Source organism: Kroppenstedtia guangzhouensis (assembly GCF_014637345.1).
Lineage (GTDB): Bacteria > Bacillota > Bacilli > Thermoactinomycetales > DSM-45169 > Kroppenstedtia > Kroppenstedtia guangzhouensis.
Map to the genome: position 1 here is coordinate 1 of NZ_BMEX01000012.1, position 17,825 is coordinate 17,825.

The 17,825-nt window shown below is 46.2% G+C and carries 5 protein-coding genes; all 5 read right to left on the minus strand.

Features of this window, described 5'->3' with window-relative positions; translation table 11 throughout:
• Positions 1 to 4,641: non-ribosomal peptide synthetase (locus IEV46_RS13360; RefSeq protein ID WP_188433056.1), on the minus strand; the 4,641-nt coding region annotated here is incomplete at its 3' end.
• A 261-nt stretch (positions 4,642 to 4,902) separates the two neighbouring features.
• Positions 4,903 to 14,340 (minus strand): aminotransferase class III-fold pyridoxal phosphate-dependent enzyme, encoded by a 9,438-nt coding sequence (locus IEV46_RS13365; protein WP_188433057.1) that lies wholly within the window; start codon positions 14,338 to 14,340, stop codon positions 4,903 to 4,905.
• A gap of 27 nt (positions 14,341 to 14,367) precedes the next feature.
• On the minus strand, positions 14,368 to 15,642 hold the full coding sequence (gene fabD / locus IEV46_RS13370) for an ACP S-malonyltransferase (protein ID WP_188433058.1): 1,275 nt from the start codon (positions 15,640 to 15,642) through the stop codon (positions 14,368 to 14,370).
• Between the two features lie 309 nt (positions 15,643 to 15,951).
• A complete protein-coding gene (locus tag IEV46_RS13375) occupies positions 15,952 to 16,695 on the minus strand; it encodes a thioesterase II family protein (protein ID WP_188433059.1) in 744 nt (247 codons plus the stop codon).
• A gap of 38 nt (positions 16,696 to 16,733) precedes the next feature.
• A complete protein-coding gene (locus IEV46_RS13380) occupies positions 16,734 to 17,789 on the minus strand; it encodes a GntG family PLP-dependent aldolase (RefSeq protein ID WP_188433060.1) in 1,056 nt (351 codons plus the stop codon).
• Positions 17,790 to 17,825: the final 36 nt, after the last annotated feature.

Below are 17,825 nucleotides of genomic sequence, written 5' to 3' on the forward strand. Positions count from 1 at the left end.
CAATGTCACGCCATCCGCTTCCACTGCTATTTGTTCCGGCATTTGTTGAGCGATGGCAGCGAACCGATCATGCAGGAGCTCTTGCGGAAATTCCTCTTCTGTGTCGTTCCACTCAACCAACAATTGACGTTGCCGGCTGGTTAATAAAGGGTGCTCAGAAATATTTAGGGTCGGATCCTTTAAAATACTATCCAGCATCACAACAAATTGCTCCAACCAACGATTCACCGTTTCTTCTTCATACAGGTCGCTACGGTATTGAAATTGGATATCCAGCCCGGATTTTTTCTCAACGCCAACGATCGTCAGATCAAAATTAGTCATATGGATTCCAGTCGGTAACTGACGGAGATTCAGGACACTTGGGGGGATCTTGACTGTCGGTTGCACCAACTGAAACATAACCGAGAAAATCGGTGAACGGCTCAGATCGCGCTCCGGTTTTACTTTTTCCACCAACTTATCGAAGGGATACTCGTGGTGGGTATATGCGTCCAGTGCAATCCGCTTGCAATGTTGCAGCAATTCAATAAATGTTTGATCAGCACGGACATCTAGACGTAACGGCAATGTATTAACAAAAAATCCAATCAAGTCTTCCAGCTCAGCTTGGTTACGCCCCGCTTCCGGTGTACCAATCACGAGATCCTGTTGCCCACTCATTCTCGACAAGAATACCCCAACTGCTGACAGAAGCGTCATGAATAAAGTGGCCTCTTGCTCCTGTGCCAGTGCCCTCATTCGCTCCAGACGCTCGGGACCTAGCGCGACAGTTGCTTTCGAAGCAGTGAAAGTCTGTATCGGTGGTCGCGGATGGTCTGCTGGAAGATCAAGAATTGGAATGTCACCGCTGAACTGCCCCAGCCAATAAGACTCTGCTTCCGCCAGCTCTCCGCTCTCCAGACGATCATTTTGCCAACTCGCATAGTCTTTGTATTGAACGGCCAACGGCGGCAACGACGGTGTTTTCCCTTGATAAAATGCGTTATACAGTGTAGCGAAATCCCGGATCAGCACCTGCCATGACCAGTAATCACTAATGATATGGTGCATGTTCATCCACAACACATGGTGATCCTTCGCCAACTTGCAAAGCCGTATGCGAAAGAGAGGACCCTCTGTCAGATCAAAATAAGTCTCCGCTTCCTCCCGCTCCATTTCTTTCATATACTGTTGCTGTGCCGTTTCGTCGCAGTCAGAGAGATCAATATAGGGGCAATCCAAAGGAAGCGATTCCGCCACCCGCTGTACAGGTCTTCCAGCGTGAACAGTGAAGGTTGTACGCAGTCCCTCATGCCGTTCCTGCAGCGATTGAATTGTCCGTTGAAACACTTCCGGATCCAAGGTTCCCATCAGTTCCACAGCGACCGGCATATTGTAGGACCGATTGCTCGGCTCGAGACGATGGAGCAGGAATAAACGTTGTTGCGCATGGGACATTGGGTAAAACTCCGCTTTCTTTGCCGGAACAATCCGCTCTGTTTTTTCTTCCACTCCAGCTTGTGCCGCTTCCAGCAGCGGAGCCAGTTCACGAACCGTCTGATGCTCAAAAAAGTCTTTAAGGGCCACTTCCACACCGATCTGTTGCTTGAGTCGGGAACGGATTTGAATAGTTTTCAGTGAATGACCCCCGAGATTGAAAAAATTGTCGTCAATGCCAATCCTGTCGACCTCCAGCACTTCTTCCCAGATCTTCACCAGCACCGATTCCCAATGATTGCGTGGAGCGGTGTAATCGGTGGAAATCTGTCCGAATCCCTCAGGTTCCGGCAAAGCTTTACGATCGATTTTGCCATTGCGGTTGAGTGGCATCGTCTCCAGAACGATCAGATGTTCTGGCACCATATAATCAGGTAGTTGTGCCTGTAAATATTGGCGCAGTTCTAGTACATCGTCAATCGCCTCGTGCAACACTACATAAGCCAGGATGCGGTTATTGCCGTTCCCATCCGGTCGGGCGAGTGCCAGGCACTGGCTGACGAGAGGGTGACTTAACAGAACGGCTTCGATCTCGCCGAGCTCAATGCGATATCCTCGAATTTTAACTTGAAAATCGACGCGTGAAACAAACACGAGCCGCCCATCCGGCATCAAGCGTGCCAAGTCGCCCGTCCTGTACATTCGATCACCCATTCCATCTGCAAAGGGATTGCGCAAATAGGCCTTGGACGTCCGCTTTGGGTCGTTGAGATAACCGCGTCCGACACCGACCCCTGTTATATAGACTTCTCCGATGCAACCCACCGGAACCGGACGCCGCCAAGCATCCAGCACGTAGTGATGGATATTTGGAATCGATGTTCCAAGTGCCACCTGCGGATGATCATCATACTGGTAAGTTCCACAGATCACCTCATGGGATGTATCATCGGAACACTCCGTCGCCCCATAGGTATTGACAACCTTCACGTGTGAAAATGTCTCCAGCCACTTGCGACACAAAGAGACTGGCAATCCCTCTCCGGTTGAGATCATATATTGAAGCTCAGGCAACAGGCGTTGATCCGATTTATATTCGGCGGACTCCTGCAGGAACATCTCGATCATCGGAGGAACCATCTCCAACACCGTCACCTGGTCTCTCTGAACCGAACGAAACAAATTCTGTGGGTCAATGGACGTCTCGTTGTTGTAAATGACAACACGCCCACCGACCATCAAGGGAGCTAAAAACTGCCAAACCGAGATGTCAAAACAATGGGAAGCATTCTGTGCAACTACGCTCTTTTCATTTAATCCCAACAGGTTGATTTTCGCATAAAGATGGTTGAGCATTCCGATATGCTCAATCATTGCCCCTTTTGGTTGCCCCGTAGAACCGGAGGTATAGAACACGTTTGCTAAATCTTCCGGCTCATTGATGAAAGCCGGATTTTCCCCAGGGTACAAAGCGAGTACATCAACGTCAGCACATCCACCCTCTCCCCTATCGAGAGAAAACACAACAGGAGCTTGCGGAAGTGTTGCACTCAGTTCCAAACTGCGGGATTGCAAACCGGATTCAGTCAAAATCACCTTGGCACCACTGTTCTTCAAAATGGCGAGCAAACGGTGATCAGGATGTGCAGAATCGAGTGGAACATATGCACCGCCAGCCTTCAGCACCGCAAGAATCCCGACCAACATCTCAATACTCCGTTCGGCCAGCAGGGCCACGAGATCATCACGTCCCAGCCCCTGATCCCGTAGCCAGTACGCAAGTCGATTGGCGCGCTCATTCAGCTCGCCATAGGTGATCGACTCTTCCCCACACCTTGCCGCGATTGTATCCGGTCGCTTAGCTACTTGCTCCTCAATTATCTGATGGGCCAAACGGTTGATCGGTGGTGCCGCCAGTTTGGTGTTGTTCACCTTCTCCAGAATCAGTTGCTCCTCTTTATCCGAAAGCAGATTCAGTTCGCGCAGTTGGGCTTCCGGCTGTTTAGCTATACTTCCTAACAATGTGATGAAATGTCGCTGCAAACGTTCCAGGGCCTGTAAAGAGACTCCACTGGCTCGGAGGAGTTTGACCTCCCATTGCTTTCCAACCGTAATAATGACTTCAATCTGTTCCCGGCCGGCACGATAGAGGAGTTGTGGGTTACTAGAGTTGCATTCAGCTTTGTACCGTACCGTCACAAGACTGTCAAACAAATGGGCTTCCTCGGAAATTCCAACATAGGTACGTACCATCTCGTCCGGAATATTGGCAAAGATGTTTAGATGTTCCCATTGTTGCTGAACTAAAGATAATAATTGATTTACCTGTTGATCAGCGGTAAGCGATGCCACCATTGGCAACGCATGGGCAAAGGGACCGATTATCGACTCCGCTCCCTCACACGCATCTGGACGACCCGGCAAGGTTGCGCCACAGGAGACCCTCTCTTCACCGCTGTACATATTGAGCAAGAGCAACCATACTGTTAGCGAAAGTGCTTCCACAGACACTCGGTACCGCTTTGCAACCTGTTCCAATTGTCGAGATAATTCTTCAGACAGAATGGTGTGGCAGCAACAGCTGCTGTCTGGCCCCTCCGACCATCCACGCAACGTCTGTAACATCGGCACCGGTTCAAAATCTGCCAGTTGTTCTGTCCAATACTTTTTAGCAGGCATCCAATCCTGGCCTGCCTCCCATTTCAGGTAGTCCTGAAATGTCCTGCGCTGTGGGAAGACTTGCTCCCTTCCCTTCACACGATCCAACCACTCATTGACAATCATGTCGCGACTGCTGTCATCCATGCATAATGGATGGTGCGTCCACAAAAGTATAGTCCGATCTTCATCAAAGCGGCAGAGTGCCAATCGGATAAGGGGTCCCTCATCGATTTTTATCGGCTCACGGTGAGATTTTACAATGGATTGGTATGCGGCCTGTTGCTCCTCCGCCTCCATCTCACGCAAGTCCTGCCATTCAATCGGGATCGGCCGTTCTTTAAGTTGAACTTGTACCGTTCGATTCTTTAGACTCCGGAACACGGATCGAAGCGACGGATGCTCCGCCACTGTCTCTTCCCATACTTGCTCCAAACGTTTTGAATTCAGGTCTCCTTCTAACACGTAAGCAACTTGTGTAAGTTTGTCACCTGACAGCATCGCTTTTTGCACGAGAGAAAGTTCCAAGACACCTTGCACGTTCTCTTTGGATAAGTAATTCAAAGGAGTACACCCCTTCGTTCATTTGATCCTTACCGTTTCCCTCTTCAAGTACCATTCAACTCGGAAAGCACTAAATCACAACCCTTCCAATCGTCCCGACCTGTGGCTCCTCTTCCATTGTTAGTGATCTTGTTTTTCAGTAGGGGGAATGGATGATGTGGCGGCTCCGACCTCATGCAAAAAACACACTGTGAGATAAAACATCCACCATCTTTGCCCTACTGTGATTTTTTATAGAATGCTCGTTGAGAAGGTAGTAATTTACTCTTCAAATAGTTCATCCCAATCTTCTTCAAGTAAACTCAATTGTGACAAGCGGAGTTCCGGGTTCTCTACCATCTGGGAAAGTACATACTCCAGCTGCTCCAAAAAACTGTCCACCGTGTCCGACCGGAATTTTTGCGGATTATAGTGTGTTTCCAGCAACAGGCTGTCTGTATCTTCAAACAGAAAAATCATCAGATCGAAAGTAACTTTCTCATCACCAGTAAACCCGTCATCTCTTCTGGAAACAACATCCTTTTCCTCTAAGAGACTCTCCGGCGAAAAGAGGCGGATGGACACCCCATCATATTCCGGCTCGCTCGTATGAGCATTCTGACCGATGAAGCTGATCGTGTAAAAGGTGGGATCGCCACCATGTTTCTCCCGTTGATCCTGCACGATCAGGTCAAAGGGATAATCTTGATTGTCATATGCTGCAACCGCCGTTTCCCGAACTCGCTCCAGCACTTGCATAAGCGTCGGATTTCCCGACAAATCGGTGCGCATCGCGACCGGGTTGATACAAGGTCCGAGAATGCCTTCCAAATCGGGATGTGTGCGCCCGGACAGTGTGGAACCGATGGTAATCGTCCTTTGATCGGAACGTAACCCCAACCAGATCTTCAACGCTGCAAGAACCGTCATATACGTCGTTCCACCCGCTCTGGACGTTAATTCGTTCAAGGATTGAACAAGCTCCGGTTTCAGCGAATGCACCCGAATATCCGAAGGATCTTGCTCTTCCACCGAAATATCCGTATCATGTGGTACACGCGGTGCTTCCACAGATTGTCCGAGTTGTTCCAACCAGTAAGTCCTCTGTGCTTCCAGTGAACCGTCCTTCAGCCTTTCATTTTGCCAATGAACAAAATCCACATATTGTAACGGTGGAGGCAGTTGTGACGGATCCCCCCCGCGAATGATTGTTTTGTATACTGTAAAGAGATCTTCTATAAACACTTGATGTGACCAGCCGTCATGACCGATGTGATGTACACACAACAAAAGTAAATGCTTGTTTGAATCCAAACGGTACAAGGTCATGCGGTAAAACGACTCTCGAGTCAAATCAAATGGCTTCTTTTTCTCCATCCTCGCCGCTTGAGTCAGTCGTTTAGTACGATCCGCTTCCGATTTTCCCGACAGATCCTCGAAAAGGCATGGTACTTCCAACTCTCTGTGCACCTGTTGGAAAGGTTCTCCCTCATGCTCAACAATGGTTGTCCGCATGATCCCATGCCGATCGATCAAAGTCTTCATCGCCCGGTGCATCGCATGCGAATCGACTTCTCCGTTCATCTCGTAAGCGTAAAGATCCCCAAACGTATGATCCGTAAACTGCGCACGGAACCATATGCGTTTCTGCCCATTGGATAGTTCGTACCTATTTTTCTCTGCCTCTATGAATTCTTTTGTCATAAGTGACGAGATGGGCAAGTAGTCTTTTCCATCCAGCCTATCCACCAGCTTAGCCAGTTCAGAAATCGTTGGAAATCGAAACAGCTCACTCAAAGGAATTTGCTTTTCAAATTCTTTTTTCAGACAGGAAAACATACTTGTGGCTTGCAGGGAATTGCCGCCCAGATCAAAAAAGTTGTCATCCAGACGAACGTACGGGAGCCCCAACACCTTCTGCCAAATGACTCTGATCTTTTCCTCCGTCTCACTACCCATTTCCGATAAATCTCTCTCACTAGCTGACTGTTCCGTTCTCCGCAGCTGTTTCAAATCCACTTTTCCTTCTGCTGACAGCGGCAGATCTTCTACGAAGATGATCTCTTTGGGCACCCAGTAGTCAGGAATTGCATTTAACAATTGTTTTCGCAGCTGTTTCGTATCCACATTTTTTTTACTTCCTGATACATAAGCGATCAACATGTTGTTGTCTTCATCATTTTGCGACGTACAAAAGCAAGACTGGATGTAAGGCATCTTACAGATGTATTCTTCTAGCAAATTCAGATATACAGTGTGACCTTGAACCCGCTTCCGACGTTGAATCGGTCCAAGCTCTTTCAAAACGCCATCGGCATTTCGAAAGGCCAAAATTCCGGTCCGAGACAGAGCGTCTCCATCAGAAGAAGAGGTGTCGCCACTCTGAACATATAATTCACCGATCACGCCTATAGGCGCCGGTTGTAAATAGGTGTCCAGCAAATAAACTGTACCTTGCTCAGAAACCCCTGTTTCATCGTGACCGTTCCAATCTACTATTGCCTGTTTCAACTTTTGATCTGGAAGCAAGGAAAGTTCCGAGAGTTGGAGCTCATCGCTACTGGTTACAGTCTCCAAAAGGTGTTGGAAATAGTTCGTCCACTGTCGGAATGTCTTCGCATCCACTAAATCCGTGTTAATATCAAAATCGAGCCATATCTCGTCATTGACATTCATCGCATTCAGGAAAATGTCATATTTTGAATACTGAATCGGTGTTGAGATTAAATGAGCCTCAAGGCCTTCAAAATGAAGTTCTTTGATCGGTCTATCCATGTTGAACAGAACATTCATCTTCGGAATCTCCTTATCATTCATGCACTCCTGCAAGGAAGATAAGGGAAACCGTTGATAGGTTTCAATGTCTATCATTAATTGCTTCACTTGTGCAAGATATTCTGTAAATGATTCTTTCTCCCCGATACTGCTGCAAACCGGTAACAAATGAGTACAATTTCCCATTAGAATCGGCTGTTCCATCTGGGCTTGTCCGGCTGTTGGTACACCCACCACGATCTTTTTGTTTCCTGTCAAACGATGCAAAAACACTTTATAAGCAGCGAGAAGTGTAACAAAGAGGCTGTTTCCTGATTTGATGCTCAACGTTTTCAGTTTCTGTGTCAGTGAAGGGCCAATCTGGAGACTAACCCTTTCACCCCGGAAAGATTGTTTCACCATTCCTCCGTGCTCCGATGGAAGATCCATTGCAGGGAGTGGAGAGTCTAATACTTGATTCCAATACGCAACAGCCTCTTTCTTTTCCTTCTCTGTCACTTCACTCAGCTGCCAGGATTGAAAATCTCTAAACTGAACTGGATCAGGCAAATTCACGCTCAAATTTCCTTGACAAAAAGATGTATAGAGGGACATCAACTCGCGGACAAACAAGTCGATGGACCATCCATCCATAATAATATGGTGGAAACTGATCACCAAGATATGGGAAGATGCTGTTGATTTCAAAAGGTGAACACGAAACAACGGCTCTTTTGACGATAAGTCAAAGGGAATTCTCCCTTGATTTTCAAACCATTCTTCAATCCTTTTTTCCCGTTCCGATTCTTGGTAGTCGGAAAAATCAATCACTGGAATCGTAACTTGAACATCAGGTAAAACGTGCTGCTTTTCCCCACTGGGGTCCATCACGGTACGCAGTGATTCATGTCGCTTTACGACGGTTTCAATTGCATCGTTCAAAGCGTCTAGTCGCAATCCTCCTTTCAACTGGAACGCCACCGTCTCATTAAAAGCAGCAGAATGATCGTTTCTTGCCTTGGATGCAAACCAAATTTGCTTCTGTTCATTGGTCAAAGGAATGGAAACAGGGTCCATCGGCGCACCCTCACCGGGTCCGTCTCCATCCGGTGGCTCCGGTAAAAATCCACCTTCTCTCAATTCAAATACACTTTCTTTTACCGCCTGAATAATATGTTCAAGATCCTCATCGGAATGAGCGGTTGACAAGAAACAATTACGCCCTTCCCAAATATAAATTCCTTTACTGATTAACAAGTAGTAAAATAGGTCAATATCTCCAAAGGAAACAAACCGAAACAGTGAGCCGCAATGAACCATATGCATGGGCACTCTGTTTTGTTTAAAAAACTCATTAAGGGTAGAAACCAACCGGGCCGTTCTACTGTTTAATTCTTTTTGCAGAGCTGTCCCTTTTGACTTCAAGTATTCGAGTACCTGCACAGATGCTGCCATCGCCAGCGGGTGGGTACAGAATGTGCCGCCAACAAAGGTTTTTTTGCTTGCATTTGACGGCTCGGATGCATCTCCAAACTGCCATATCCCACCATCAACAGCATCCATAAACTGGGCTTTTCCGGCTACAACCCCGATCGGCATGCCTCCGCCCAGCACTTTACCATAAATAACAAGATCCGCCTCGATGCCGTACCATTCCTGGGCCCCTCCAAGCTGAAGGCGAAACCCTGTGATCACTTCATCAAAAATAAGTGCTGTACCAGAGTTTCGGGTAATTTCTCTCACTTGCTTTAAAAAACTTCTCGGCTGCAAATCCGGCCTCCGGCTTTGGACGGGTTCAACCAGAACCGCCGCCAGTTCATCGGCATGCTTCTTGATCAATTCCAAAGAATGTGGATGGTTATAGTTGAGAATCATGACGTCTTCCATCATGCTGGAGGGGATTCCCGGAGCCATAGGTAAAGCCTGTCCATTTTCAGAGTTCGGTTCCGAAACAGCAAGTACCCCATCATAAGTTCCATGGTAAGAACCGGCAAACAGAGCGATTTTAGAACGGCCTGTAATTGCTCTGGCCAAACGCAAAGCCACCATTACCGCTTCCGTACCAGAATTGTAAAAGGCAACACGTTCAACCCCTGTTAGTTCGCTGATCAGTTCAGCCACCCTGCCGGCGGTGTTGGACATGGGTCCAAGTGGCGGGGTATCGGCATGAATCTGTTTCCGTAATTCATTTGTAATAAAGTCTGGATTATGGCCAAACAGATTAACACCGAATCCCATAGTTAAATCAATATAACGATTCCCATCCACATCCCACATATAAGGACCCGAACCTTGTTTGGTGACAATCGGGTACACGAGTTCTTTCCAGTAGGAACGAAATCCGGCTACATTTCTGTTATTTGCATGAATAAACCGATTGTCCTGTGTGAATGACTTGGAACCCTTGGTCCGCTCCACATACTTCTGCACAAACTGACTCAAAAAAGCCCGTTGCTTTTCCGTAAAATCTCCGTCCTCACCGGTAATAATCGGCTGATATGGAATGAATGGTTTTGGCCCGTGATCGGAGTCAGTTGCGGTTGAATGGGAAACAGATTGTCCAGGATCCGGATCATCCTTCCTATCCACTGATAACGATTGAATCGGTCCGGACAGTTCTTGAACAGAAGCTGCCACTTCCCTTTCTGTCCTGACCCTTTCAAGTACCTCCAATTGCTGACTCATCAATTGAAGCTGTTGCTCCAGGATTTGCTCGATGGATGATATTTGCTTCAGTTCACCGGCAGAGTTTACTTCCGTTTCCTTTTCCAACTCCTCTTGCGCACCAACGACCAGTTCTCTTCTTGAGTGTTCACGGATTACACCAGAAGATGTCGCAATCCCTGATTCTTGGACGGGTGTTTTTTCAGCGACATGAACAGCCAATTTATTCAAATTCGTGACTGATTCAAAAAATTGTTGAACGGGGATATCTACATGAAATCGGTTTGAAATTTCTTGTCTGACTTGATTCAACATGATTGAATCCAATCCCATTTCAAGAAAATGGACAGATTCCTCGATTTCATTCAACCCCAGCCCAGTAACTTTTTGAATGATTTCCTTTAATGGTGAGATGATGTTGAGGTGTGACATTGGAGCCTTTTCCCCTTTCAAGGCTGCTGGCTTTTGGATATGGTCAGCTTGTTGTTTTGTAACGCTTTTCGGCTCCTCCACCCAGCAGCGTAATTTTTCAAATGGGTACGCAGGCAACGGTACTTTTTTCCGTGTTGTCCCGTCAAGATAAAGTTGTTCCCAGTCTATGCTGGCTCCCTTTACATACAAGCGACAAAGGGAGGATAAGTCATCCTCGGTGATACCTTGCGTACATTGCATCATGATTTTCCGGGCAGCTTCTGTAAACTCCCTGGTCTTTTCCACTGTTGTAAACGAACCGCTGAATACTTTGTCGTCAGGCAAATCGAAATTTCCAATCAATGTTGCCAACTTGTTTTTTAGTTCATCCATGTTCTTCACAATAATCGCTATTCTGTGATGATGGTGGGCTCTTCCCGTGTTTGCTGTATAACATAAGTCTTTCAAAGACAAATCGGGTTTAATCGCTATAAATTCTGCATACCGCTGTACCATTTTCCTTAAAGCGCTGTTTGTCTTTGCAGACAAAGTAAATACGTTTAAACCATCAGAAGGTGAAATCGATGGGTCCGAGTCCGCAGGGTCAGTGTATTCTTCCAACACGATATGGCAATTGGTTCCACTAAATCCAAATGAACTCACTCCGCTTCTTCTGGGGGACCCATTCGTTTCCCATTCCATCAGTTGAGGTGGGACATAAACCGGAGACTCCTCAAAGCGAATATTACGGTTCGGCTTCTCAAAATGCACCATTTGGGGTATTTTTTTGTTTTGTAAACAGAGGATTGTTTTAATTAATCCGGCGATCCCAGCCGCCTCATACAAATGTCCGATATTCGTTTTTACGGAACCGATCCCGCAAAATTGCTTTTTGGACGTATACTTACGAAATGCTCGCTGGATGCCATCCACTTCCACAGGATCACCCAATGGAGTGCCTGTCCCATGAGTTTCGATATAGGTGATGTTTTCCGGATGGACAGAAGCATCTTCCCATGCTCGAATTATCAGTTCACTCTGCGCTTCCGGGTTTGGAGCTGTGATCCCCACCGTGGTGCCATCCTGATTGATTGCGCTGCCCTTAATAACCGCATGAATATAATCTCCATCTTGAACAGCTTGGCTAAGCGGTTTTAGCAAAACGGCTGCAACCCCTTCACCCCAGCCGGTTCCATCCGAGTTGTCATCGAAGGCACGAGCCCTGTAATCTGATGATTCCATTCCGATCCCCGCCCGTACAGGCAGCAAAATCGTCTTGACCCCACCCGCAAGTGCCATATTGCAATCCCCGTTCAAGATGCTTTTACAAGCCATATGAACGGCAACAAGAGAAGAAGAACAAGCTGTATCAACGGTTACAGCCGGCCCTTTCAGATCCAGCAAGTATGCAATCCGGCTGGAAATGATCGATGGAAGATTGCCGACCGCATACTGGGGTAATTGTTCTGGAGCGACTTCGGACAGTAACCGCTCATAGTCATAACCGGTTCTGGAAAAGCCAACATAAACTCCAACTTTTTCTCCGGACAGTTTGTTTCCACCATACCCGGCATTTTCAACCGTATTCCAAGCGGTCTCTAAAAACAGCCGTTGATTTGGATCCATCAATTTTGCTTCTTTAGGTGTCATATTAAAGAAACGATAATCAAATGTATCAATCTCATCCAAATAACCCCCTTCCGCAAATGTATCACTCGAGATCTTTCCTCCTATATATTCCATATACTTCATGGCGTCCTGCCTTCTTGTTTCATTCAGGGGACCTATACAATCTCTTCCTGTGACAATATTTCTCCAAAAACTGTCCAAGTCATTCGCCTTAGGAAGCCTTAAAGAGATACCGATGATTGCAATATCTTGATCCTGACCTTGGATACTTTTGTTTACTGGAGGACTGGCTGGACTTTGCCGGTATTTTTCGATTGACTCAACCAATTTAGAAATCGTTGGGTTAGCAAAGAAATCAGCGACTTGGAACTGAACTCCCAGATCTGCCTCTACACGCTCCGCAATTTCCACAAATTGCAAAGAGGTGGCGCCCTTCTCAAAATATCGATCGTGCACACCGATTTTCTCTGATTGCAATACCTCCCTGAATATTCGCAGCAAACAATCCTCCACTTGATTTTTTGATAACTCGGACAACACAGATGCTTCCCGGGACTGGCTTTGAGACATCCTTTTCTTTAACTCTGTCGAGATCGAATCGTATCTTCCTTTTTGATAATCCTCAGCCAATTTAAACCGTTGCACTTTTCCACTGGTAGTTTTGGGAATTTGTCTGATTGGGATGACATCGCTGACTTTCCAGCCCGTACGTTCACTGATATGCCTTTGTAATTCCATTGCCAGATGGACAAATTTCTCAGTTGGTTTTTTGAATAAGACGAAGACAACGATTTCCTCTTCTTGAGAGGCAGAGTTATACACCCCACAAGCAGCGACTTTCCCCAGTTCCACCTCTTTTACCTCTTCTGCTACTCTTTCGATATCATGAGGATATACATTTTGTCCATTGACAAAGATAATATCTTTCTCTCTCCCGGTAATGATCAATCGCCCGTTTTGGGTGAATCCCAAATCGCCGGTTTGTACCCAACCATCCGGGGTCATTACTTCCTCGGTAGCTATTGGATTGTTGTAGTATCCCTGTGTAACATTTTTTCCCTTAATTTGAATATGACCAACAACACGATCTGCCACCTCTAAACCCTCATCATCACAAACCCTGAAAAAACAATCGTTTACTGCCACTCCTTCATCAACAAAGGACAAACAATCTTTGCTGTTTTCTTCCACTTCCTTTATCGGTTCACCGACATTCAAATGATGACGATCAAGATGGATCGGATTATACTCATATTTGCCAATCGACACGGCCACTGATGCTTCGGCCAATCCATATCCCATATACATGGTATCCGGCTTCAAACCATATTTCCCCAACTGGCTTAAAAATTGATGGCAGAGTTTGATAGAAATCGGCTCGGCTCCGTTCAAAATCACCTTAACGTGAGACAAATCCCATCCATCGGCGACTTTTGGTTTAAACTTAGAAAGAAAGTATTTATAACCAAAGTTTGGGGAGGAAATGATAGTGGCACGATGATCATTTGTCTTTTTGATCCAAAGGGTGGGGCGGCGAATAAACAGTGAAGTTGGCATCAGATAATGATTCACACCTGCGAGTACCGGCGTAAGGTGATATGCGATCAAACCCATATCATGGGTTAAGGGCATCCATGAGAGGAATGCATCGTTATGTTCGGTATGAAGACTGCTATTGATAGCACTTGTATTGGCTATCAGATTTTCATGAGTGAGCATGACTCCCTTGGGATCTCCCGTCGATCCTGAGGAAAACTGAATAAAAGCGATCTCTTGAGCAGATACTTCCTGAACCATTCCACTTTGCCCGGAATGGCTTATATTCTCCAGTAATATAGAGCGTTTGATCATTTGTTGTACAAGCTGGATATGATTGGAGTCTTTTGTGTATTGGAGCAACCGATTCGTTGTTGGACGGTCTGTAATCATATAGGGATTATTCAATGTATCCCAGATCTTGAAAAGCTTTTTTCGTTGTTCATCGTTGCTCCCCACAGTCACTGGAACTGCAATAATTCCACCCAAAATGCAACCCCAAAAGGTCGTTACAAAGGAGTACAGATCATTGTCTTTGATTTGAAAAACCAGTTCATCTCCAGGTTTTAAACCTTTTTTTTGCAAATGATCCAATACTTGAAGAGCGCCGGTATACAATTGTTGATAAGAGACAAATCGTTCGTCTTTATCTCCGAAGATCAAGGTAATGCCACGTTTCTTCTCTTTGCTCAATGTGGTGATCACATCAATCAATGTTCCAGACAACTTCATAGCCTCCATCCTCTCAATACTTCAACTTTTGATTAACTTCATCTGATTTTCATAAAAGTCTTCTAACCTTGCCTTCTGAAGCAAAATTTTCAATTGTTCCCGCTGATCCCTGACATCAACTTTCTTTGCTTTCCATACTGCATGTAACAGCTGAACCGCTTGTTGCAAATGTTCAGCAGTCGCTCGATTGTGTTCCAACTCTTTCTGCAGATCTTTAAGCTTTTTGTATGACTTCACACCATCCCGTTGGTATTCTTCCTCATTCTCATTCCGGTTGGGTACACCCACGGCCGCTGCCAAACCATTGGAAAGAAACAGCTTGATTTGTTGAGTAAAATCCGAATTCATGTATGATTGCTGTTCATTTTTTTGCACAAAGGATTTCAGCCCTGTCAGTCCAGCGCTTGTTCCCAAGGCAAAAGCGTCTATTTGACTCCGAAACCCTCTCATTAAATTACGCAGTACAGTTTTGGGTCCCAATTCAACTACAACATCGATTCCGATTTGATTCATATACTCCATCGTTTCTAACCAGCGGACCGGACGCGTCATCTGTAAGATCAGTGCGTTTTTAATCTCATCCTTACCTGTATAAGGTAATCCATCCACATTTGAAACAACAGGCCAGGACCAGTGACAAAAATGGTCTCGTTTGATTTCCAGTGCCAGTTGATTGGCTGCTTCTTGCATCAGAGGACTGTGAAAAGCAGCAGAAACGTTTAGATGACTGTATTTAATCCCCATACTGTCCAGCCTCCGTGTAAGGACCGTAATCCCTTGACGCTGACCGGAGATCACCAGTTGTCCGTGGGCGTTGTAACACGCAGCGGTAACCAAATATCCATCAGTAAACACCTCATCGCAGATCTGTTCCAATTGTCTGAGGTTTGAATGAAATATTGAGATCATCTCACCCGTTACTCTTTCCGATACCGTTTGCATCAACTCCCCGCGTCTCCTGACAAGCCTCAAAGCAGTGGGAAATGGTAACGCTCCGCTACATACTAAGGCAGAGTATTCCCCTAAACTATGTCCCGCTCCGATCCGTGGAGGAATACCGATCTCCTGCATATAGACTCGAAAAGCAGCCAAACTCACAGTTAGAATTGCAGGTTGGGCGTTTACAGTTTTGGATAATTGATAACCATCGTTAAAACATAATTTTTTCATATCCTGCTTTAGTACATCGCTTGCTTCTTCAAAAACTTGATTGGCCACAGCAAAATCCTGACAAAGACTTTTCCCCATTCCTGAATATTGGCTGCCTTGTCCCGGAAACAACAAAGCGATGTCCATCAAAGCCCTCCTATTTCCTAAAAACATACTGTACAAGACCAAGAGCTGAAAAACCGCAAATTTTTAGGCCGTTGATTCATCAGAAAATCGGCACTGAATGCCAACTGACCTTTTCGTTTCCCTATTTGCCTCACTCGTAAATATTGCTTGTGTAAACGTGGATAGCTACAATCTCTTGCAAAAAGCGCATAGCAAGATCCAGGAGCGAAAGCGACCCCAAGCAAGACCGGTCCACTCCTGAGTGCAAAGGGTCTCCATGGATCATCATCCCGACCCTGGTTTCACCCAACATATAGCTGATAAACACACCTACACGAATTTATTTTTAGGTTCTTTTCTAATCAGTGAGTAACGAAGCAATTTTTGATGAATTAAATGAACAATTCCATCCGTATGATCATGAATAAAGAAATGATCTCCGTTAAAGAGATGGATGGATGTTTTACCACTTGTATAGGAACTCCAAGCAACTAAATCCTCTTCTCCTATGCTATCCTTCACCCCACCAAGAACAGAAAGATCGCAATGGAGTTCCGTCCCCTTTGCACAGTATTCATATGTCTCAGTAATTTTAAAATCCGCTCTCAGAACGGGAAGTAACAAATGTAATAAATCCTGATGCTTTAGTATTTCCTCCGGTGTCCCCCCCATTTTCATCACTTCGTCCAAAAACTCCGTGTCGGGCAAGTGATGAATATTTCGTCTGTTTCTTGGTCTATTCGGGGCTGGTCTAGCTGCCAAAAAGACATGTAAAGGATCTTGGCCTGTCCAATCCTTCATCTTATGCGCCAGTTCAAAAACCAATAGGCTACCCATGCTGTATCCGAAAAAAGCAACAGGGGAACCATCCAGATATGGCTTCACCAGATCAAATGTATCTTCCATCGCATCGTCCCAAGAGGCGTACAATGGCTCCGTAAACCGGCGTCCCCTCCCCGCCAACTCGATTGGGTAACATTCGATCTGAGGATGCAGGCTTTTTTTCCATTTCCGGTAAATTACAGTGGCAGATCCTCCGGCATAAGGAAGGCAAAACAACTTAATCTTTCTCATTGATCATTCCTCACTGCTTCTTTGTTACACATGTAAGCTTAAACAGATTGCTCATCGTGATCTGCCATCAGTTTTCGAACAATCTCCAGAGCTCGATCGATATCGGAGGCTTGTATACCGGAATGTGTAACCGCCCGAATTCGCCCATGTCCCAATTCCGCTATACAAAGCCCGTGCTTACGGGCCTCCTGTATAAAAGTCTGCCAAGTTAGTTTTGGATGCTCGATTCGGAAATAAACAATATTAGTCTCCACGTCTTCCACATGGGTAACAATTCCGGGAATCTCAGCAAGCCCTTCCGCCAACCGCAAGGCATTGGAGTGATCAACAGCCAGACGATCAACCATTTGCTGAAGCGCAATCAAACCCGGGGCAGCAATAATCCCCACTTGGCGCATACCGCCACCAAGCATTTTGCGCAAACGATAAACCTTTTCGATAAATTCATTCGTTCCGGCAACGATGGATCCGATGGGCGCCGACAGCCCCTTAGACAAGCAAAACTGCACTGAATCGGCATACCCCGCGATTTCCGACGCTTCAACCCCCAGTGCTACAGCAGCGTTGAATAAGCGAGCTCCGTCCATATGAACTGGCACACCTTTTCCATCGGCAAACATCCGTACCTCTTCCAGATACGAAAGGGGTAACACACGTCCACCCATCCGATTGTGTGTATTTTCAAGACATATCAATGACGGCAAAGCAAACTGCGGATCCTCAGGCTCCAACGGAAAGGCCCGTTCCAAATCGGATATTGCCAAACGTCCATCCGGCTGGGTGGGAATCGGCTCATACATGATTCCTCCGCATACTGATGCCCCGGCAGCTTCATAAATGTAGATGTCGGACTCATCGCCCACCAGCACCTTTGAACCCCGCGGACAATGTGCCATGATCGATGCAAGATTGGCCATGGTTCCACTCGGCATTAAGATCGCGGCCTCTTTGCCCAATATTCGGGCAACCTCCTCTTCCAATTTGCTGGCCGTTGGATCCTCCCCATAAACGTCGTCACCGAGCACTGCCTCTTGAATCGCATCCATCATTTTACGTGTTGGCAACGTAAACGTATCGCTTCTCAATTCGATCATGAAACTCACACTCCTGATTCCTTAGAAGCATTGTGA